We start from the raw sequence: 20,952 nt of genomic DNA, 5'->3' as shown, positions 1-20,952 counted from the left end.
GTTACAACTTTTAAGAATGAGAATAGGAGTTATTACAGTTCAAATACCTTTTATACGTGGTGGTGCAGAAATATTAACAAATGGTTTGGTAAAAGCCATTCGTGAAGCAGGTCATCAAGTGGAAGAGATATCCATGCCTTTTTGTTTCGCTCCAATAAGTGAAGTTAAGCGCAGCATGGATATTTGGGCTAGTGAGAACTTTGAGTATATGAATGGCTACACTATGGATTTGGTCATTTGTCTTAAGTTTCCCACCTTTTACTTGCAGCACCCTAATAAAGTTGCTTGGATTCTTCATCAACATCGGGCTGTATATGACCTTTGGGATACTCCTTTTGCTGAAGGCTTATCAACGACATCTGACGGTAAGGCACTTAGACAAGATATTATTCAACGTGATACCCAAGCCTTAAAAAGTTTTCATAAACTCTTTACTATAGGAAAAACAGTTTCAAAGCGTCTTCAGCATTTTAATAAAATTAGTTCAATCACTCTTTATCATCCACCAAAGCTAGATACTAATTTTTATAATGCGCCAGCAGAACCGTACATTTTTTTTCCAAGTAGGTTAGAGGGACTGAAAAGACAAGATTTATTAATTAAAGCCATGAAGTATGTCAAATCTCCAGTTGTAGCCTTGCTGGCTGGAGATGGAGGACAGAAGATGGCTTTGAAAAATCTGATTGATCAACTAGATGTTAATCAGCGAGTGCGTCTGATAGGAAGGCTTTCAGACGCAGAAATGATCGGCTTCTATGCTCATTGTCTGGGGGTTTTTTTTGGTTCCTATGACGAAGATTATGGTTATGTCACGTTAGAAGCAATGTTGGCTGCTAAACCAGTAATCACTTGCAATGATTCAGGAGAAGCAGTAGAGTTTGTAATTGACCAAGAAACAGGTTTTGTTGTTAACCCAGAACCAGCGGCGATCGCACAAGCCATTGATGATTTATACTTTCATCAACAAAGTGCTGTTGCAATGGGGATGGCAGGACTGGAAAGATACCGAGCGCTAAACATATCCTGGGAGAATGTCATAAACAAGCTTCTAGATAAATAATTGTTTAAAAACACTTAAGGCAGCGAAAGGGTATGAACAATCTCAAATCTTTTACTTCCAAGATTATTGCTAACTTCTCTAACTTATATGCTAGTAATAGCGGAATTAAGAAGGTGGTTTATCAGTCTAACACTTTACCAAAAACTAGTGTAGACAAGATTGAGTATAAAAATCTTAGTGAATTTGATTACTTACAATATCCACGTAAATTAAATATCGGGTGTGGATTTGATATTCGTTCAGCTTACTTAAATGTTGACTTCCAGGATTTTCATAACCCAGACTTGGTAGCCGATATTAGAAAACTAGATATGCTCCCGTCAGAATTTTATGAAGAAATAATTGCTCAAGATTGCCTTGAACATTTCCCTCGATTAGACACTGAGCCTGCATTAGCTGAATGGTCAAGATTACTTAAGTCTGGAGGGATTCTGAAACTTAGGGTTCCTGACTTGATTGGTTTACTTAAGCTTTTTTCCTGGAAATCAAACCAATCTATCGAAGAGCAAAAAGTATTAGTTCAGTGTATGTATGGAACGCAAGCTTATAATGGCGATTGGCATTTGACTGGTTTCACGCAGATTCTGTTAGAGCATTATTTAGAAGAAGCTGGATTTAACAAGATTAAGTTTGAAACAAAAGACCATTGGTTATTTGAAGTGACTTGTCAAAAGAAATAATTTCTAGAATCAATATCCAAATAGTCATTATAGCTTCTAGCATTGTTTCATTTTATCTTGGTGGATCTGAAAATCTTTGATAGAGAATTAAGTTTGATAGGAAGGCTTTCAGACACATAAATGATCGGCTTCTATGCTCATTGTCTAGGTGTTTTTTTTGGTTCCTATGAGGAAGATTATGGTTATGTCACCTTAGAGGTAATCTTAGCTGTTAAACCAGTAATTACTTGCAATGATTCAGGAGCAGCAGTAGAGTTTGTAATTGACCAAGAAACAGCTTTTGTTATTAACCCACAACCAGAGGCGATCGCACAAGCCATTGATGATTTATACTTTCATCAACAAAGTTCTGTTGCAATGGGGATGGCAGGACTAGAAAGATACCGAACGCTAAACATATCGTGGGATAATGTTCTAGAAAATGTCCTATAGCAAATTCCCAGATGTTGAAAAGCCCGGCTGTAGTTTTTGGATGCAAAAGAAATAAAAAGCTAATCTGTAAAAATCATGCAAATAGCCATTATTGCTCCTAGCCCTGTTCCATTTTGCATTGGTGGGGCTGAAAATCTTTGGTGGGGACTGTTAAAATCTATAAACCAAGATACTCCTCATCAGGCAGATTTAATTAAATTGCCAAGTCCAGAAATGAATTTCTGGGAACTCATAGATAGCTACAGAAGTTTTTCCAACTTAGATTTGACTCACTTTGATTTAGTAATATCTGGTAAGTATCCGGGATGGATGGTACAGCATCCCAATCATATCTGTTATATGCTGCATCGTTTACGCGGCTTATATGATACATATCATTTTACTAGATACTCAGAAAGTTATAGTTCAAAAAATCGAGAAATTACTACTTTACAACAGTTTCTAAGAAGCAATCAGGGAAATAGGAATGCCTTAAAAGAATTTTTTGAAAGATTAGAACGGCTGCGCTTTAGCTCAAATTGCCCAGGAGATGCGTTTCAGTTTCCTGGGCCTTTAATACGAGAGCTTGTTCATTTTCTTGATGGGATAGGTTTAGCAACTGATGCAATTAAGAAGTATGCTGCAATTTCTAGGAATGTAGTCAAACGGGAAACTTATTTTCCTTTAGGAAGTGCTGTAGAAGTTATATATCCACCCTCAAATATCCAATCTTTTCGTAAAGGTAGTAGTGACTATCTATTCACAGTTGGTCGTTTAGACAGTGCTAAACGTATCAGCTTGTTAATCCAAGCAATGAAGTATGTGAAAACAAATATTCAATTGAAGATCGCTGGAACAGGCCCTGATGCTGACTATCTGAAAAAATTGGCAGGAGAAGACGAAAGGATTGTTTTTCTGGGGTTTGTCAATGACCAAGAAATAACAAATATTTATGCCGATTCCTTAGCTGTTCCTTACGTTCCGTACGATGAAGATTATGGGCTAGTGACCATAGAAGCGATGATGAGCGGTAAACCAGTGCTGACTACAACAGATGCTGGTGGACCTAATGAGTTTGTCATCAATGGTGAGACAGGATATTCAGTCCTACCTGACCCACAAGCACTGGCTGAACGGATTGATTATCTGTGCGAACATCGAGATGAAGCACAGCAGATGGGTCTGACAGGTCGAAAGCTAGTTGCAGAAATTAACTGGCAAAATACAGTTGCTCAATTGTTGGGTGAAACTAAGTCATTTATATCTACATCTTTATCTAATCCAGTTGTCAAAAAACGCAAAAAAATTACAGTGGCTTTGACCTTTCCTGTTTTTCCTCCCAGAGGAGGTGGACAAAGCAGAGTATTTCATCTGTATGGGCATCTAGCTAGTCAATTTGATGTTGAGCTAGTAACATTTACAAATGCCGATCAAGATGTATTTAGAGGTGAAATTGCTCCTAACTTATATGAAACGCGAATTCCCAAGTCACAGAAACATCAAGAGCAAGAATGGCTAATTGAACAAAAGGTTGGAGTACCAGTTACAGATGTAATTATGCCACAACTGTACCATTTAACTCCTGCATATATGGAAGCTTTAAAAGCATCTGTAGAATCTTCAGACTTTGTGGTTGCTTGCCATCCTTACCTTTTGCCTGCAATTCAAGCATTAACTAACAAACCAATTTGGTATGAAGCTCAAGATGTAGAAGTGGAACTAAAAAAAGGTATCCTGCCAAATAATACGATGGGGCATGAGTTACTAGAGATAACTCGCAAGGTTGAAAATGAATGTTGTTTTCTAAGTCAACTAATCATGGTTTGCTCTATCGATGATGGTAAAGCCCTCCATCAAATGTATGGTGTAGATTTAAGCAAAATTATTGAAGTTCCTAACGGCGTAGATTTAGAAAAAGTTAATTATGTCGAGATGGAAAAACGTTATTTAAATAAACAAAAGTTAGGTTTAGCTGGAAGTTTTACTGCAATATTTTTAGGCAGTTGGCACAGTCCTAATTTAGAGGCGGTGCGGCACATTTTTAAAATGGCTCAGGAACTTCCCAATGTTAATTTCCTGGTGATTGGTAGTGTGGGTTTGGCGTTTCGGGATGAACAACGACCTGCAAATGTTGGCTTTATGGGAGCAGTAGATGAAGAAACGAAAGATACTGCTTTTGAATTAGTAGATGTAGCACTTAACCCAGTCACTTTTGGCTCAGGAACTAATTTAAAAATGTTAGAGTACTTTGCATCTGGAATTCCTGTCATTTCTACACCAATTGGTGCAAGAGGGCTAGGAATTGAGGATGGTAAACACTGTGTAGTTGTGGAGCTAGAAAAATTCTCTGAGGCGATCGCTCACATAAAATGTGAAGATTTAGCAACTAAGCAGATGCGTGTTGAGTCTGCTAGACGATATGTCGAAGAAAAGTTTGATTGGCAGGCGATCGCTAATAATTTTATTCACGAAATTACCGGTAAATCGTTTAATTTTAAAGACTAAATTGCTGCTACTACACCTCATAAACCTGTAATACGCTGGATAATATGTAATGCTGGTATCCCTTACAAAGAAGTTGATATTTAGTAATTAATAATTATAATTTCTTACTACCTTAATTACCACTAGACTTTTCAAGCCAAAACTAAACATCTCAAGTCCTTAGTTCGCTATATTACAGTTTGTTTAATTGGCTTCGGTTTAAATACAGCTATTATGCTCATAACAGTCACTTTTTTGCATTTATGGTATATGGTTGGTCAAATAGTATCAATTATTATTCCAATCAGTAATTTTATGCTTAATTCTCGTTGGGCGTTCAAATCATGACATCTAGAAAAGCCCTCATTACTGGACTAACTGGACAAGACGGCTCTTATCTTGCTGAACTACTACTAACCAAAGGCTATCAAGTCTTTGGCTTAGTCCGCCGCTCAAGTTCCAGTAATCTTGAGCGCATCAATCACCTTTCTGGCGATATCCAAATCCTTCCTGGTGATCTTTTAGATCAGTCATCATTAATGGATGTGATTACTGAAGCTCAACCTGATGAAATTTATAATCTCGCCTCTCAAAGCTACGTTCCTCTGTCTTGGACACAACCTGCTCTCACTGCTGAATATACGGCCCTCGGCGTCTCTCGCCTCTTAGAATCCATTCGTCGTTGCAAACCAGATGCAAGATTTTATCAAGCATCCAGTAGTGAAGTCTTCGGTCAGCCTGACGAATCACCCCAAACCGAACGTACTGCTTTTCGTCCGCGCAACCCTTACGGTGTTGCCAAAGCATACGCTCACTGGATGACTGTCAACTATCGGCAGAAATACAACCTTTACAACTGCTGTGGTATTACTTATACTCATGAATCACCTCGACGTGGAACAGAATTTGTATTTCGCAAAATCACGCACGCAGCTGCTCAAATTAAACTGGGTTTGGCAAATGAACTAAAATTAGGCAACCTAGATGCCTGTCGTGACTGGTGCTATGCCAAGGATGCTGTTTACGCTATGTGGCTGATGTTGCAGCAAGAACATCCTGATGACTATATCATCGCCAGTGGTGAAACTCACTCTGTCAAAGAACTCGTTGAGTGTGCTTTTAACTGCGTTGGTTTAAACTGGCAAGATTATGTCTTGGTTGATCCTGCTTTTTATCGTCCTGATGAATCAGTCCAGTTAGTTGGTTCCATTAATAAAATTAAGACGGAGTTAGGTTGGCAGCCTCAGTACTCATTTGAGCAATTGGTTGAGGTTATGGTTGATTATGACCTGAAAAAAATGAGCAAAAACGGAGCTTAAATATTCTGATGCTAAAAATTGTAGTTGATGCCACCCCAGTATTTCCAAAACCTAGTGGAGTTGGCTTTTATGTTGCTAATCTAATTCGCTCACTTAATGCTTTACAGTTTCAAGAAGAGTTTCAACTGGGTATTGCCTATCAACCAGGCTTCAAAAATTGGCTTCTAGGCAAAGTAACTATACCTACTTGTTTAAATGAATATTCTCATATTTATTTACTGCCTATGCCTGTCAGAGTCTCGGATTTATTATTAACATCAACTCCAGTTTCAAATTTACTTCTATATTATTTCCAAACATATTTTGAACAATGTTTTGATTACCCAAATATATTACATGGAACAAATTACTCTGTTTATCCTTGTAATAATAGTCTAAAGGTAATGAATATATATGATTTAACTTTTATTAAATATCCAAATTATATAGATTCAGTTGTAAAAAGATATGCAGAAAGAGTTAAACGATGTTTACAATGGACAGACCTAGTTTTGACAATTTCAGAAAGTTCTAGAAAAGACATTATTGAGTATTTACAAGTAGATCCCAAAAAAGTCTATGTTACTCCTTTAGCTAGTCGCTACAGTCCTAATTATTTATCTGATAAAAAAAATATTGCGGCTTTAGAAAAGCAGGTTAATTACGATTTTTCAAACCCGTATATACTTTTTGTTAGTACAATAGAACCAAGGAAAAATATTAATGCTATTATCTATGCTTTTAATTTATTAAAGAAAAAATACAAAATTGAACATCAATTAATATTAATTGGTAAAAAAGGTTGGAATTACGATCCAATATTTGCTGACATTGAGAGTTCACCTTGGAAAAGCCAAATTCATCATCTTGACTACTTATCTGATGAATTAGTAGCATTATTTTATTCAAAAGCTGATGTCTTTGTTTATCCATCTCACTACGAAGGGTTTGGTTTACCCGTATTGGAAGCAATGACGCTAGGCGCTCCAGTTGTTACTTCTAATACTTCGTCAATACCAGAAGTTTCAGGAGATGCTGCTATATTAATTGACCCCAGTGATCCTGTTCAACTAGCCGAAGCTATCCTGAAAGTAATCAGTGATTCCCAGTTACGCCAAGAGTTAATTAATAAAGGGAAAGCCAGAGCAAAATTATTTTCTTGGGAAAGAACGGCAAAAGAAACATTAAACGCTTACAGAACCATTATTTAATGAAAATAGTAGATAATACCTCTGCCAAACAATTAATTATTAACTTATCTATTCTATTGTCTAAACCAACGGGTATAGGCAACTATGCTCAAAACCTTTTTCCTTATTTAAAATCTTTGCAACCCACGCTATTATTAGCGCAAAAATATCCTGATTTTGACTACTATCCAATTCCGTCAAACTTAACACCAGACCACGGCACAAAAGGTCATTTTAAGCGCCTGATTTGGACACAATTTCAATTACCACAAATATATAAAAATCTCAAATCTAGTCTTTTATTCTCCCCGCTACCGGAAGCACCCCTTTATACTGACTGTCGTTTTGTTGTCACATCTTTTGACATGATACCATTGCGTTTTGCCAAACGCTTCTCACCACTCACAGCCTACCACCACTACTACACTCCCCAAGTTCTTAAGCAAGCACAACACATTATTTGCATCTCCCAGACTACGGCTAAAGATATCACCGATTTTTACCAAATTCCCGCCAGTAAAATTACTCCAATTCCTTTAGCGCACGATCGCACTCACTTCCTTCCTCTCAATCTACCTACCAGCAACTACTTTCTCTACATTGGACGCCAAGATCCTTACAAAAACATCCAGCGACTCATCAGTGCTTTTGCGGCGTTACCTAACTGCAAAGACTATGAACTATGGTTAGTAGGGCCAATTGATTCGCGTTACACCCCTACTTTAAAAGTGCAAGTTGCAGAATTGGGTGTAACTAATCAGGTGAAGTTCCTTGACTATGTTCCTTACAGCGAATTGCCAAAAATCATCAATCAAGCGATCGCTCTGGTTTTCCCCAGTCTCTGGGAAGGTTTTGGTTTACCTGTCCTCGAAGCAATGGCTTGTGGTACTCCCGTCATTACCTCCAATCTCTCCTCCTTACCTGAAGTGGCTGGCGATGCGGCGATTCTGATCAATCCCTATAACACCGGAGAAATTACAGAGGCGATGCAGGCGATCGCAACTAGTTCGGAATTGCGATCGCGCCTTTCTAGCCAAGGTATCACTCACTCTCAAAAATTCAGTTGGGAAAAAACAGGAAAAGCAAGCGCCGAAGTGTTATCTCGTTACCTATAAACTAACGCCAGAATTGAAATGCAATGATTTGGGATTGTGTCAAGTTTTCAGATTATCTTGACTAATGACTTGTAATTAATCCTAAATCCTTATGAAAGCACTAATTCTTTCTGGCGGTAAAGGCACACGCTTACGTCCCCTTACCTACAGCGGGGCAAAACAACTTGTCCCAGTTGCTAACAAACCTGTTTTATGGTACGGCATTGAAGAAATGGTCGCGGCTGGTATTACTGATATTGGCATCATCATCAGTCCAGAAACCGGGGCAGAAGTCCAAGGGAAAACCGGAAATGGAGAAAACTTTGGAGCAAACATCACCTACATCATACAAGAGCAGCCACTTGGACTTGCTCACGCCGTCCAAGTCGCTCGTCCCTTTTTAGGAGATTCTCCCTTTGTCATGTACTTGGGCGATAACCTGATTCAACTAGGTGAGTTACGTTACTTTCTGGAACAATTTAGCCAACAACAGCCAGATGCTTTGATTCTCTTACGTTCAGTTACTAACCCTAGTGCCTTTGGTGTGGCTCAGGTGGATGAAACAGGACGGGTATTACAGTTAATTGAAAAACCCAAAGTTCCTCCTTCAAATCTGGCATTAGTAGGGGTTTATTTCTTTTCTCACCTCATTTATGATGCGATCGCCAATATCCAATCTTCCACCAGAGGCGAGTTGGAAATCACTGATGCTATTCAATACCTCATTAATCAGCAAAAGCAGGTCATAGCCCACAATCTCCAAGGCTGGTGGTTAGATACTGGTAAAAAAGATGATTTACTAGAAGCTAATAGATTGATTCTCGATACCTATCTGACAGCATCAGTTGTGGGCGAAATTGATGCCCAAAGTCAGATTATTGGACGAGTCCAAATCGGGGTAAAATCTAAAGTAATTAACTGCACAATTCGGGGGCCAGTAGTCATTGGTAGCAATTGTCATTTAGAAAACTGCTTTATCGGCCCTTATAGTAGTATCGCTAACAATGTCACACTTATTGATACTGATTTAGAACACAGCGTTATTTTAGAAGGTGCTAAAATTGCCGGAATCCATCAGCGCATTATTGATAGCGTGATTGGACAAAGGGCACAATTGAGTCTTGCACCTCGTCGCCCTAAAGCCTTGCGATTTATGATTGGCGATGACTGTCAAATTGAACTAACGTGATTTAATTATTCAAAACAAAAAAACCACAGTCAAAATCTTAATTCTAATATCTGTAAAATACAAGTATTAAATTACTCTCAGAATTAAGACTGTGGCACATTACTTGTAATATTAATGAGCATTGTACATACCAAAATTCCCGAAGTTATCCAACTCGAACCCCAAGTATTTGGAGACGATCGCGGTTTCTTTTTTGAAGCTTACAACCACCAAAGATTTGCTCAAGAGATAGGGATTGTTACAAACTTCGTCCAAGATAACCACTCTTGCTCTAAACAAAACGTCCTACGTGGATTGCACTATCAAATCCAACAACCCCAAGGTAAACTCATTCGTGCTCTTGTTGGCACTATTTTCGACGTAGCCGTAGACATTAGAAAAAGTTCGCCTACCTTCGGTAAGTGGGTAGGTTATGAACTCAGTGCTAAAAACAAACGCCTACTGTGGATACCACCAGGCTTTGCTCACGGCTTTCTTGCAGTTTCAGAAATAGCCGAAGTTCTCTACAAAACTACAGATTACTACGCGCCCCGAAGCGATCGCACAATTCTTTGGAACGATCCAGATTTAGCGATAGATTGGCCCCTGAGTGCGCCACCGATTTTATCAGCTAAAGACCAAGCTGGTAAATCTTTCAGAACTGCTGAAGTATTTGATTAAGTAGTCATTGGTCATTGGTCATTGGTCATTGGTCATTGGTCATTGGTCATTTGTACATACCCCGTCTCTTGTGATACCCTAAGCTTACTTTTATGGTGGGCGGAAAAACTTTGTCTTTCATCGCACTAATTCAAACCACGTTAAAGAGTGGGCGTGGCTTCTCTTGGACAAATGACAAATACTTCGGCTTCGCTCAGTACAAGTGACAAATGAGTAAATCAATTTTGCTGATTGGTAGCAACGGTCAAGTGGGTAAGGAACTACAACAAATACTCTCATCTTATGGCGATATTATCTCAGTAGCACGCCCAACAGTAGACCTTGCTCAACCTGATACCCTCCGCAAAGTTATCAGATCCAAGCAGCCGCAAATCATCATTAATGCCGCCGCTTATACTGCTGTAGATAAAGCCGAAAGTGAACCCGAACTTGCTACCGCTATTAATGCTACTGCACCCCTAATTCTTGCCCAAGAAAGCCAAAAATTAGGAGCTTTTCTAATTCTTATTTCAACTGATTACGTTTTTGATGGCAATGGCTGTAGCCCTTACCAAGAAACCTACACAACTAATCCCTTGAGTGTTTATGGTAAAACCAAACTCGCTGGAGAAGAAGCAATTCAGGAAACTTGCGCCCATCATCTCATTCTCCGCACTGCTTGGGTTTATGGAACTTTTGGCAAAAGTAACTTTGTCAAAACCATGCTGCGACTAGGTGCAGAACGCCAAGAACTCCGTGTTGTCGCCGATCAAATTGGTAGCCCGACTTGGGCACAAGATATAGCGGCAGTTATAGCCCAGATAATTCCCCAGTTAACCCCAGAAATTAGCGGCATTTATCACTACACTAATAGCGGCGTTGCTAGCTGGTATGACTTTGCCGTTGCTATTTTTGAAGAAGCACAACAATTAGGCTTCCCTTTGAAAGTTGAACGTATTATCCCCATTACAACTGCCGAATATCCGACACCAGCCCGTCGCCCTGCTTATTCCGTCCTTGCTTGTGGAAAAATTTCTGCCATTTTAGGGACTTATCCCCTCCATTGGCGACAAAGACTCCGACAAATGCTCACAGATTTTAAAATTGGGTATGGGGAATAGGGCACAAGAGGCAGAGGTGCAAAGGAGCAGAGGGGCAGAGGGAAAAACTTACTGCAACTTCTCCCCTGCTCCCCTGTCACCCATTCCCTATTTCTTTTGACTTTTTAATACTCCCGTTTCATGTTGTATGGGCAAAACATCTAAAATATCAGTTTGAGAACAATATTTTAAATCATCTAAACAGTCAAGGCGTAACAATCGTTGGCCATGACTAGCTTGATGAAGTAATCCTAATAAGTTATCTTGCCATTGAGAGTAAAGAGCGATCGCACTAATTACTTCATCATTCCCAGCGAGTTCTTCAGGTGACAACTGGGTTTGTTGCAAAATACTATGAGCGATCGCACCGGCACAAACTGTATCCTCTAAAGAAAAACTGCCTTCCCAACCAGAACCGACAATCCACACTGTCTCTGGTTGCAACTCTTGGAGAAATTGCACCACCGCCGCCCGGTTAATCAAGGCTGCTGCTAATACATTTGGGGAGTCTTGTACCCGTTGTAAAGCACGAGTACCATTTGTGGTGCTGATAAACAAACGCCGCCCTTGGACTAATTCTGGTGTGCAGTCGAGGGGAGAGTTACCCAACTCAAAACCAGCTACTTTCGCGCCACCGCGTTCTCCAGCCCGCAGACGTTTTTCAGCAGGCCATTTTTCGCTAACTTCAATTAACTGATCTAAATCGCTGAATACTTGTACAGCTTCGCCTCCAGATGCCAAAACTGTCGCAATTGTGCTAGTGGCTCGCAAGACATCGACTGCGATCGCACATTCTGGCGCTTTACCCGTTGGAGTCAATTCAGGAGTGTGGTATACGAATAGCTTCACGCGCTGGATACACTTAGTTTAATAATACTGTCGCAAATAACATTCTACCTAGTTGGTGTCACTAACTATAGTTACAATTGCTCCAGGAAAATTTTTTACCATCAAAATACAAAATGTATCTTATTCAATACATAGATGGGAGTGGGGAGCAGGGGAGCAGAGGAGAATAATCAATACCCAATGCCCAATGCCCAATGCCCAATGCCCAATGCCCAATGCCCGATGCCCAATTTTCAATCCCTAATCAATATTCAAAAAGCCCATTTTTATGATTTTAGACTTTCAGACTTGGTGCACTATCTTGTAATCTAAAACAAGAACAAACCTTCTAAATGGGGAAAAAGTTACAGTTTCAAGGTTACAGCCCAAAGGGACAAATATTGATTCATTCCCTACTCCCCAGTAGAGACGTGATTAATCGCGTCTCTTCCACTCCCCACTCCCCACTCCCCATTGAAATTGCTATGGCACCTTTACCCGACTACCGCCCGAAACAACTATCTTTAGGGCCGTTGGAAGCGGAAATTTTAAATATCATTTGGGAACTTGGTTCAGCCACAGTCAAGGATGTACACGATCGCATCCTCGCCGATCCCAACCGCGAATTAGCGTATACTTCTGTCACCACCGTCTTACGTCGTCTCACTGATAAAGGTTGGCTGGCTTGTGACAAGAAAGAGCGGGCATTCTATTGGCGGCCAATGCTGAGTAAGCAGCAATCAGAAGTCATCAAAGCTCACGAGCAGTTACAGCGATTTTTGGCGGTGGGGAATCCCGATGTTGTTGCTGCTTTTGCTGATAGTCTGGATGAAGCCGCTAGCGAGCAAATAGCAGCGATCGCTAAACGCATTCAATCTGCACGCCAAGCCAGGGAGGAACAATGATGCATCTAATAATGATTTTGAATGCTTTGGCAGTTGCCTGGTGGTTAAGATCCTCCTGGAATCAACGCCAAGCTAATTGGAGTCTACGGTGGCAGCGATCGCTATTTTTGTTTCTCTTTCCGCCTTTGCTAATTTTCATGACTGCGATCGCTGTGCTGTTCATGGGGCCTCAAGGACAAATGGGCGGAATGTATACAGGCTCAATTAGCTATTTACTAGCATTAATTTATTTGGCATTTTTTGCCATTTCATGCATTAAACTTGCTTTTCAAGGTTGGCAGTCTGTAGAATCTGCGCGTAACTGCCCCTTAGTGAATATTGGCGATAGACGAGCCAGACTGTTGCAAACGGGGGCGCTATTTGCAGGTCAAATCGGTTTTTGGCAACCAGAACTAGTGGTTAGCCAAGGATTAGTGCAAACTCTCTCACCCGCTCATTTAGAAAGCGTCTTGGCCCATGAGCAAGGGCATCACTATTATAGGGATACGTTCTGGTTTTTTTGGCTGGGTTGGGTGCGTTCTTGCACAGCATGGTTGCCGAATACAGAGCCTTTGTGGGAAGAATTGTTAGCTTTGCGCGAACTCCGTGCTGACGGTTATGCAGCATTGCAGGTAGACCCTCTGGTGTTAGCAGAATCACTTTTATTAGTAGTTAGTAGCAGTCCCGTCTTATCGGAAATTTGCTGTGCTGCATTAGGTTCCTCTGGTGCGGATCGCTTAGAACAAAGAGTAGAAGCTTTATTAGCACCACCAGAAACAACCCCAGAAGCTCAATTGCAATCCTGGCATGGCTTTTTGTTGGCGTTCCTGCCTCTACTGTCTGTGATATTTCATAGTTAAGTTGGATTTAGCCAGTTGCGATAGCACGAAACTGCGACTATAGCGACATCCGTCATCCTTGTAGTGACATCCGTTGTCCCTGTAGCAACATCCGTCGTCTCTGTAGTGACATCCGTTGTCCCTGTAGCGATATCCGTCATCCCTGTAGTGACATCCGTCATCCCTGTAGCGATATCCGTCATCCCTGTAGTGACATCCGTCATCCCTGTAGTGACATCCGTCATCCCTGTAGTGACATCCGTCATCCCTGTAGCAACATCCGTCGTCCCTGTAGCGATATCCGTTGTCCCTGTAGCGATGAAAATTTTGAATATAGCGGTTCCCAATTGCATGGAATACAGACCTAACCCCCAGCCCCTTCCCTTCTAGCGTTGGGGAGTAAGATTCAAAGCCTCTCTCTTTTTAGGAGAGAGGTTTGGAGAGAGGTAAAAACTGTACTGCACCCAAGCGAGAACCACTATAGGGTTGTTATATTACTCTTCTTCTAGCAACTGTTCTATATATTTTTGCACCAAAGGCACTTGAAAGGCATTGCCTTCTTGAGTCAAGATTTCTTTTCGCGTTAGTTTGCGGACAACGCCTTTGTCTTGCTGTGTGGGAGTTTCGCCGTGGATTATCCGGCGCAGGAGAGAGCGATCGCTATCTGCTAAACTGGTCCATAATTCCCGAAAATACTGATTGCCTCGCTCCAGCACAACAGGTATAACTTCTTTAACATCCTGTGCAGTAGCTTTTGCTGTATGTGCTTCTCGCCTGTTTCTTCTGATATCGCGGTTTAGCAACTCCACCACCTCATAACACACCAACTGAACGAGAAAAGGTTGACAGCGAGTAACTTGGATAATTGCATCTACAGCAGTTGGTTCATAGATATCACGGAAGTTTTCTACTGGCTGTAGAATCAAATCGCGGGCTTCTAACTCGTGCAAGTAAGTCATTCGCAAAGCGCGGGTGTTAATTAGATAGTCACTCCAGTAATCATCAAGTTCAGATAACTCCTGTGAACCACTAAAAAGTAAAATCCACTTGCGTTGATATTGCAGCAAGTTACGGATAAAATTTAGTGGCGCACGGCTGCTTGTTGCTTTCACTACCTCACCCAGGCGTTCATATTCATCCAAACAGAGGAGAAATTGCTTACCAGAGTTGCTGCGTTCTATTTCTGCTAGCCAAGTTTGCAGCGCTGGAAATGGATCTTCAGCTAGTTTCTTGGCATCTGGATTAGGCAAGTATATTTTGCGGGGTAATCGCCGTGCAGCTTCGATAATTTGTTGAGATAAATTTTCAGCCAATCCTTTTAACGTTGTAGCTGCTGCTGCTCCTTGTAAATCTACTAGCAAAGGTACAATATTTGCTTGTACTCTGTAAGGTAGATATTTCAGCGCTGAAGTTTTTCCTGTCCTCCGCCCTCCATAGAGTAACAACACTGGCGGTTGCTCAGAAAGTGTCAAAGATTCTATTTCCTCAAATATGTCCTTTCGCCCTTTGAAACGATCTTTCGCTGTTTCGTAGTCTAGTGAGTTACCAGCAATATAAACTTGTCGAATTTCTTTTGATTGCTGTGCTTGTTCATTTAAAGTGCGCTGCGCCGTTTCTAATATAGTCAGCCAGCTTTGTGTAGTGTTGCCAAAAGAGACAGCAACGCGAGCATCAAAAGCTAGACTTTGCCCCAGTTGGCGTAATGCATTGATGGGAATGTTCAATAACTCATATTTACGATAAGGTGAAGTTGCTTCCTCTGATGCCCGTACATCCTGGCTGATTTCCAAAAATTGGGGCAGTACAACGCCAAGTTCTTTTGGTGGTGGTGAGGGAATCCACGCTAGTTGGTTGGCAATCTCCACAATATCGCTCAACTTCTGACAAATATTGAGAATATCTACAGCAATACCAGAAATTGCCTGTGCTGCAACTTTTTGCTGATTAGTGGATGTAATTAGATAATTAATAGTTTCACAGGCAGCATTTGGGTTCTTTCGATAAGCTTCTACAATCATCACATCCATGAAAGGCAGAGGCAAAATAATCAATTCATCAAAGCGAGGGGGCAAATATCGCAAACAATTTACCCGTTTTTCATTGGGAGACAATAAGAACAATGTGAGTATCCACAGTAATTCTGGCAACCAGAAGTAAACACGCAACACACCCAAAATCAACGCCATGCCTCCCGCTACGCCTCCTGCCAGACTTCCCACCACGCCTACCGCCATGCCTACCGCCATGCCTCCCGTCACGCCTAACCCTACGCCTAACCCCACGCCTTCCGCCACGCCTTCCGCCATTTCTACTACTACGCCTACTACTACGCCTACCGCCACGCCTAACCCCACGCCTAACCCCACGCCCACGCCTAACGCCATGCTGAAAGTCGCGCCTACCGCCACACCTAACGCCACACCTACCCCTACACCGAACGCCATACCTACCGCCACGCCTAAGATCACCCGGAATGCCACACCTACCGCCACACCTACCGCCACACCTACCGCCACACCTACTCCTACGCCGAACACCACACCTATGGCTGCGCCTAACGCCACACCGAACGTCGCACCGAATGCCATGCCGAACGCCGCGCCTAACGCGACGCCAAACACCACGACTAACGCGACCTCTGAGAAAAATTGAGATGCCAAAAATATACTAAGGACAGCAATAAGGAAAAGAACTAGCCTATTTTTATTACCACCACGGTCTACAAACCTTCCTATAAACCAGCCCACCAAAAAAACACAGCTTTTAAACCAGTTAAATGATTCACCACTAATCAGAATGTAAACTGGTGCCACCAGTAACACAGCAAACATTGGGACTACAGCAGTTAGCCACCAAACTTGCCCAGCATAGCAATGCAGGCGGGGGTTAGTGCGAAACTCAACTCGTTTAGCAAAAGGGTTATCTGTCCGCTTCAGTTCTGGATGAATATTTCGCAGCCAGCGTTCAAAGGTAAAAGGTTTGAAATAACTCCAATACAAAAGGCGCACGCATTCAGCCACATAATTCCAAAAGCCTGATGTTGAAGGCGTGTTACTCATCACTATTTCACAAAGTTAAAAATTTTTCCCAACCACTCCTGTACTTGAGGTAGGGTCAGCACACGCACCAGACCCAAACCAATCACAACCAGAATCACTATTCCGATGATTCTGTTTTGAACATCATCCCAACTCGTGCCAATGAATGTGGCTAAACGACCGAGACGCAAAGGTATATCCCATAACCAACCTAGTAATAATTGCCACCGCTCTCCTTTTGTTTTAGATGTACCTTTAGTAAGCTGTTGTTTAAACTGCTGTTTTGCCCACTTGATTGCCTTGCCTTGTTGACGTGCTTCCCACAAATAGTAACCAGCCAATTGCAACTTGTAAGGATGACGATCGCCCCATTGCTGGGCATGACTCTGTTCATCTACACTCAAAGCTGCACCATTTGTAGAGCGAGTTGGTAAGCGCGACAGTTCAATAGCCTCATCTGTAGTTAGTTCTTTCAAAGAAATCGTATGACCAATATTGAAAAAACTAGAGACAAACCGATGCTCGTTAGCATAAACATCCAATTGTTTACGGGAAGCCACCACTAGCATCAAGGCGTTGCTATCCATCAGCGATCGCAAATTGTCATAAAATCCATTATCGAATTTATCGGGATATTTCAAAAGGCTTTCAAAATCATCCAAACAGAGGACAGGTAGCTTTCCTTGCTGTTTCCATTGCTTAACCGCATCTGAAAATGCTTGACGATTAAGCGGTTTAGTCTTCCAAGGATTTCGCAGTTGTAGTTGCCATCCCGGAACGTGACTCAGTAAACCTTCAGCTACAGCCTCATAGAAACCCGTTTCAGTTTGGCAATCTACACCCCGTAACGCTAGGTAAATTACCACATAACTACTGCTGTTGTTTAATACTCGCTGCTGCCAAGTCAGAACAAAATAATGCAGCAACGAAGATTTACCAATGTGCTTCTCACCAACTATATTTATACTTGTAGGCTGATCGCCCTTCATCCGAGATGCGATCGCGTGTAATTCATCTTTACGACCGACAAACAGCCTGGGATCTTCAATCATCCCCGCAGCCACAAAAGGATTGACAGGCGGCGCTCCAGAAGTCATGTAAAGCGTTTATCCTAGTTTCAGCAATTTAAGTGCAATCACCTAAAAGAATACCACTAGCCCGATAATGTCCTTGCGATCTGCTTCTTGGGTATGTGCTTTTGCCATATTATGACAAGCCACATTCAATACAGTTCAGTTAAGGTTTTTTGATGAAAATTCTAGATTCCTAAAGATGCGATAAATATCACAAAGACGCGATAAATCGCCGTCTCTACGAAAGACCAATTTGTAAAGACGGCGATTCATCGCGTCTCTTGCCTTAAACGTGGTATCTGAGAAAAATATTTATTAAGTATTGTAAATTTGCGCCGAAATCCTTACCAACAGCCGAGGTTTTTCCTGTCACGGCATCACTGTACTTGAATATCATAAAAATACTAAATCCTGGACATCAGCACCCACAAACACTGCTAGCTTGCTTCTAGCATTATCCAACAGGGGTTTCCACCCTCTACCAAAAAAGCATAAGGGTTCCTGTTCGAGCTGCGATATCTAACGACAAGCCGCTTTGCGTCTACGCAAACGTTGTTAAAACTCCAGCACTTTTTGAGGACAAGCACCAAAAGACCCATGATTCAGAAACCTCACAGCCGAGTCAAGCGACCATAAATCTCTGATGGATAATCTAGAATCCAAAATTTAAAATCCAAAATTGCTAAACTCCCCAGGCTGGATTCGAACCAGCGACCAATCGATTAACAGTCGATCGCTCTACCACTGAGCTACTGAGGATCACTCACGATTTATAATCTTAGGGCTAAAAATAGGATTTGGCAAGTAGTTTCGCCAATATTTTTTTTAGATATTTAATTTAGATAATTTTTACAGCCAAAATCTATTCAGGAAATTAAGCAGAGACTATTAAATACTAAATATCTACTACAATCCCATTCGTAATTCAGCCAAACGCTGCCGCGCCTTTGCATCAATGGCATTAGCTAAAAACCTACTCTTAGATTGTTTGCGCGTATGATACTTTTGTCGCATCCGGCAGACAGTGGCTTCCACTTCCCCACAGAGTTGTTGTGCTGACAACCATTCAGCCCCATAGCCTTGTATCATCAACTGCTGTGCCCGATCTGATGTAGCAACAATCACACGAGAAATCAAAGATTGAGCTATTTGCTGGCGAAAACAAGCGCAGGATTTTTCAATATAAGTATCTGCTGTTTGCCCAAAATCAGTGTAATAAACAGATAAAAGCTCAGTAATAATTTCTTTATTACTAGAGGTGTTCTGATATTGAGCATCAAAAACTATCTGAGTTGTGTAACCTTGAAACGCACTATAACTAGTCATCGCTTCCACAAGTTCACCCCGTGCTGCCTCTAATCCAACGCTATCACGCGTTTTTTTAAGGCAAGGCCAAGCGCCTATGATATTGTAGCCGTCCACTAATAAAACGGCTTGGAGTAAGGAACGGGGCATGGTTTTTAATCACAATTTTCTAGAGTTAACAAAATTCATTCATAAGTTTTATAATAGTTGATGCATTGTATGTAACATTATGTTACACAAAATAAAAAATACCGTAGCCTCACAAAACTCAAACCTCAGATTAGACGTACCAACTTCAAACGCGCCTTTGTTTAAAAGGCGCGTTACAGTTCTTTTTTAGTAGTCTTCAGGAGTGCTGAATGCAATGAATTTTACTTATTTACTTATTTATTCAGCACTCAGCACTCAATTAAGAGGCTTCGCTGTGTACCTCCATCAGACGTTGTTTGAGACGTTGGGCTTCACCACTATCAACCAGAGAGCCTTTTTCTAGCAAGAAAGCGCCGTCACAGTAATTTAACTCATCTAATCGATGTGTCACCCAAAGGGCTGTAATACCTCGACTTTTCACAAGGCGACGCACACCAGCAACTAAATCCAACTGGCTATCTGGATCTAATAAGGCAGTGGGTTCATCTAATAATAGAACTTCACAGCGACGGGCGATCGCACCTGCGATCGCGACTCGTTGTTTTTGTCCCCCAGAGAGTGCATAGATAGGGCGTCTTTGCAGGGTAAGCAAATTTACCGCCCCTAACGCCTCCTCAACCCTGGCTCTAGTAGCAGCAGGTGGCAACTTTTCTTCTACCAATCCAAAAGCCACATCAGCACCAACCGTTGGCATCACCAGTTGATGATCCGGATTTTGGAAGACAAAGCCAACAGGGTGCAAAAGCCGAATTTCGCCAGATTCAGGAGCTAATAACCCTGCCAGCAGTCTCAGTAAAGTAGATTTTCCGCTGCCATTTGTACCCAAGAGCATCCAAAACTCACCCTTGGGTACTTCTAAAGAGCAAGATTTGATAACTTTTTCTCCATTAGGCCAACTGAAATTTAAATCCTTGACCTCAATGCCCACTTGAGCCATTTGTCAACCTTGGTTACTCAGCAGCTACAGCGAAAAAGCCAGGTGGTCTGCCGCCACCAGGGGTTGTACCATCTTTCTGAACAATCTGCACCCCAGAAATTTCACTAGCGCGGACAGCAATTTTTTTCTCTGTCTTGCCCTCGCACTTGAGTTCTACAATGTCAGGGTTCCCAGAACGGATTGCTGCCAAAATTAGCTGATAGACAGCCTCAGCATCCTCTGCTGACTTACGTTGTACTGAGATCGGGAAAGCAGTGTTTCTGATGCTTAAATCGATGGTAAACATTTAGCAATAATCAAATTTAACTGTGGACTCATTTTAGCGTCAGCTGAGTGATTGTAGGGAAATGAGGATTGGGCATGGGGAATGAGGGAGGCAGTGCGGTCTTGGGGTTTCCCAAGTGGAGCAACTGCCGTCATTGGGCATTAGTTATTTCTTCCACTGCTCCTCTGCTCCTCATTTATCACCTCATCTGAATCAAAAATTAATTTTTATGAGAAAACCCCTAGAAAAATTAGCAATTTACACCTAATATGATTAAAGGTGTGTAAAAAATTGTAAACTAGGTTAACAACCCGGTTAACTTTCTGCTTATAGAAGGCTTTTTTATGGTCGTCTATAATAGAGATACAACCTGTACTTATAAACATTTGGAGATTTGCTCTAATGACCATCGCAGTTGGACGCGCCCCCAGTAGAGGGTGGTTTGACGTTCTCGACGACTGGCTCAAGCGCGATCGCTTCGTATTCGT

General features: G+C 41.6%; 19 protein-coding genes, 1 tRNA gene and 1 pseudogene. 13 read left to right on the top strand and 8 right to left on the bottom strand.

Going from position 1 to position 20,952, the window contains the following annotated elements; translation table 11 throughout:
• Nucleotides 1-16 precede the first annotated feature (16 nt).
• The 11 genes and pseudogenes from V7L12_RS23220 to rfbD all read left to right on the top strand — a co-directional run bounded on the left by V7L12_RS23220 (nucleotide 17) and on the right by rfbD (nucleotide 11,166).
• Nucleotides 17-1,060 carry a glycosyltransferase family 4 protein gene (locus V7L12_RS23220; protein ID WP_335087910.1) on the top strand — a complete coding sequence of 348 codons (1,044 nt, stop codon included), beginning with the start codon at nucleotides 17-19 and terminating at the stop codon, nucleotides 1,058-1,060.
• 32 nt (nucleotides 1,061-1,092) lie between these two features.
• The gene (locus V7L12_RS23215; protein ID WP_335087908.1) at nucleotides 1,093-1,740 is read left to right on the top strand and encodes a class I SAM-dependent methyltransferase; all 648 of its coding nucleotides are present in this window, start codon (nucleotides 1,093-1,095) and stop codon (nucleotides 1,738-1,740) included.
• 120 nt (nucleotides 1,741-1,860) lie between these two features.
• Nucleotides 1,861-2,172: a glycosyltransferase gene (locus V7L12_RS23210; RefSeq protein WP_335087906.1), complete on the top strand. Its 312-nt coding sequence runs from the start codon at nucleotides 1,861-1,863 to the stop codon at nucleotides 2,170-2,172.
• 75 nt (nucleotides 2,173-2,247) lie between these two features.
• Entirely contained in the window at nucleotides 2,248-4,656 is a 2,409-nt protein-coding gene (locus tag V7L12_RS23205) for a glycosyltransferase family 4 protein (protein ID WP_335087904.1), read from the top strand.
• Between the two features lie 138 nt (nucleotides 4,657-4,794).
• A pseudogene (locus V7L12_RS33320) lies at nucleotides 4,795-4,983 on the top strand (GtrA family protein); the annotation flags it as partial.
• Complete coding sequence (locus V7L12_RS23200; protein WP_335087902.1) at nucleotides 4,980-5,954, top strand: GDP-mannose 4,6-dehydratase; 975 nt, start codon at nucleotides 4,980-4,982, stop codon at nucleotides 5,952-5,954. The pseudogene V7L12_RS33320 and the gene V7L12_RS23200, both read left to right, overlap by 4 nt.
• 8 nt (nucleotides 5,955-5,962) lie before the next feature.
• Entirely contained in the window at nucleotides 5,963-7,144 is a 1,182-nt protein-coding gene (locus V7L12_RS23195; protein ID WP_335087901.1) for a glycosyltransferase family 4 protein, read from the top strand.
• Nucleotides 7,144-8,238, top strand: a complete 1,095-nt coding sequence (locus tag V7L12_RS23190; protein WP_335087899.1) for a glycosyltransferase family 4 protein — start codon at nucleotides 7,144-7,146, stop codon at nucleotides 8,236-8,238. The genes V7L12_RS23195 and V7L12_RS23190 overlap by 1 nt, the downstream gene beginning before the upstream one ends.
• A 91-nt stretch (nucleotides 8,239-8,329) precedes the next feature.
• Nucleotides 8,330-9,406, top strand: a complete 1,077-nt coding sequence (locus V7L12_RS23185) for a glucose-1-phosphate thymidylyltransferase (protein WP_335087897.1) — start codon at nucleotides 8,330-8,332, stop codon at nucleotides 9,404-9,406.
• A 114-nt stretch (nucleotides 9,407-9,520) separates the two neighbouring features.
• The gene (gene rfbC / locus V7L12_RS23180; protein WP_335087895.1) at nucleotides 9,521-10,066 is read left to right on the top strand and encodes a dTDP-4-dehydrorhamnose 3,5-epimerase; all 546 of its coding nucleotides are present in this window, start codon (nucleotides 9,521-9,523) and stop codon (nucleotides 10,064-10,066) included.
• 209 nt (nucleotides 10,067-10,275) lie between these two features.
• A complete protein-coding gene (gene rfbD / locus V7L12_RS23175) occupies nucleotides 10,276-11,166 on the top strand; it encodes a dTDP-4-dehydrorhamnose reductase (RefSeq protein WP_335087893.1) in 891 nt (296 codons plus the stop codon).
• Nucleotides 11,167-11,253: 87 nt separating this feature from the next.
• Here rfbD and V7L12_RS23170 read toward each other — a convergent pair whose 3' ends face one another.
• Nucleotides 11,254-11,994, bottom strand: a complete 741-nt coding sequence (locus V7L12_RS23170) for a 2-phosphosulfolactate phosphatase family protein (protein WP_335087891.1) — start codon at nucleotides 11,992-11,994, stop codon at nucleotides 11,254-11,256.
• Nucleotides 11,995-12,458: 464 nt separating this feature from the next.
• Between V7L12_RS23170 and V7L12_RS23165 the strand changes: the two genes are divergently transcribed.
• Nucleotides 12,459-12,878, top strand: a complete 420-nt coding sequence (locus V7L12_RS23165; RefSeq protein WP_292721488.1) for a BlaI/MecI/CopY family transcriptional regulator — start codon at nucleotides 12,459-12,461, stop codon at nucleotides 12,876-12,878.
• Nucleotides 12,878-13,717, top strand: coding sequence for a M56 family metallopeptidase (locus tag V7L12_RS23160; RefSeq protein ID WP_335088004.1), 840 nt, complete (start codon nucleotides 12,878-12,880; stop codon nucleotides 13,715-13,717). Before V7L12_RS23165 ends, V7L12_RS23160 begins: the two co-directional genes overlap by 1 nt.
• Here the strand turns inward: V7L12_RS23160 and V7L12_RS23155 are convergent.
• From V7L12_RS23155 to V7L12_RS23120, 7 genes are all read right to left on the bottom strand, one after another.
• Nucleotides 13,714-14,049 (bottom strand): hypothetical protein, encoded by a 336-nt coding sequence (locus V7L12_RS23155; protein WP_335087889.1) that lies wholly within the window; start codon nucleotides 14,047-14,049, stop codon nucleotides 13,714-13,716. The two genes, V7L12_RS23160 and V7L12_RS23155, sit on opposite strands and share 4 nt — an antisense overlap.
• A gap of 141 nt (nucleotides 14,050-14,190) precedes the next feature.
• Nucleotides 14,191-16,755: an ATP-binding protein gene (locus V7L12_RS23150; protein WP_335087887.1), complete on the bottom strand. Its 2,565-nt coding sequence runs from the start codon at nucleotides 16,753-16,755 to the stop codon at nucleotides 14,191-14,193.
• A gap of 2 nt (nucleotides 16,756-16,757) precedes the next feature.
• Nucleotides 16,758-17,831, bottom strand: a complete 1,074-nt coding sequence (locus tag V7L12_RS23145) for an AAA family ATPase (RefSeq protein WP_335087885.1) — start codon at nucleotides 17,829-17,831, stop codon at nucleotides 16,758-16,760.
• 663 nt (nucleotides 17,832-18,494) lie between these two features.
• Nucleotides 18,495-18,566 (bottom strand) — tRNA-Asn (locus V7L12_RS23135).
• A 147-nt stretch (nucleotides 18,567-18,713) separates the two neighbouring features.
• Nucleotides 18,714-19,262, bottom strand: a complete 549-nt coding sequence (locus V7L12_RS23130; protein WP_335087883.1) for an NYN domain-containing protein — start codon at nucleotides 19,260-19,262, stop codon at nucleotides 18,714-18,716.
• A 259-nt stretch (nucleotides 19,263-19,521) separates the two neighbouring features.
• Nucleotides 19,522-20,199, bottom strand: coding sequence for an ABC transporter ATP-binding protein (locus tag V7L12_RS23125; protein ID WP_292857778.1), 678 nt, complete (start codon nucleotides 20,197-20,199; stop codon nucleotides 19,522-19,524).
• A 13-nt stretch (nucleotides 20,200-20,212) separates the two neighbouring features.
• Entirely contained in the window at nucleotides 20,213-20,485 is a 273-nt protein-coding gene (locus V7L12_RS23120; RefSeq protein ID WP_012410874.1) for a hypothetical protein, read from the bottom strand.
• Nucleotides 20,486-20,952 lie beyond the last annotated feature (467 nt).

Source organism: Nostoc sp., assembly GCF_036918245.1.
In the GTDB taxonomy this organism is placed as follows: Bacteria; Cyanobacteriota; Cyanobacteriia; order Cyanobacteriales; family Nostocaceae; genus Nostoc.
This window is presented reverse-complemented; position numbering and strand designations above follow the sequence as displayed.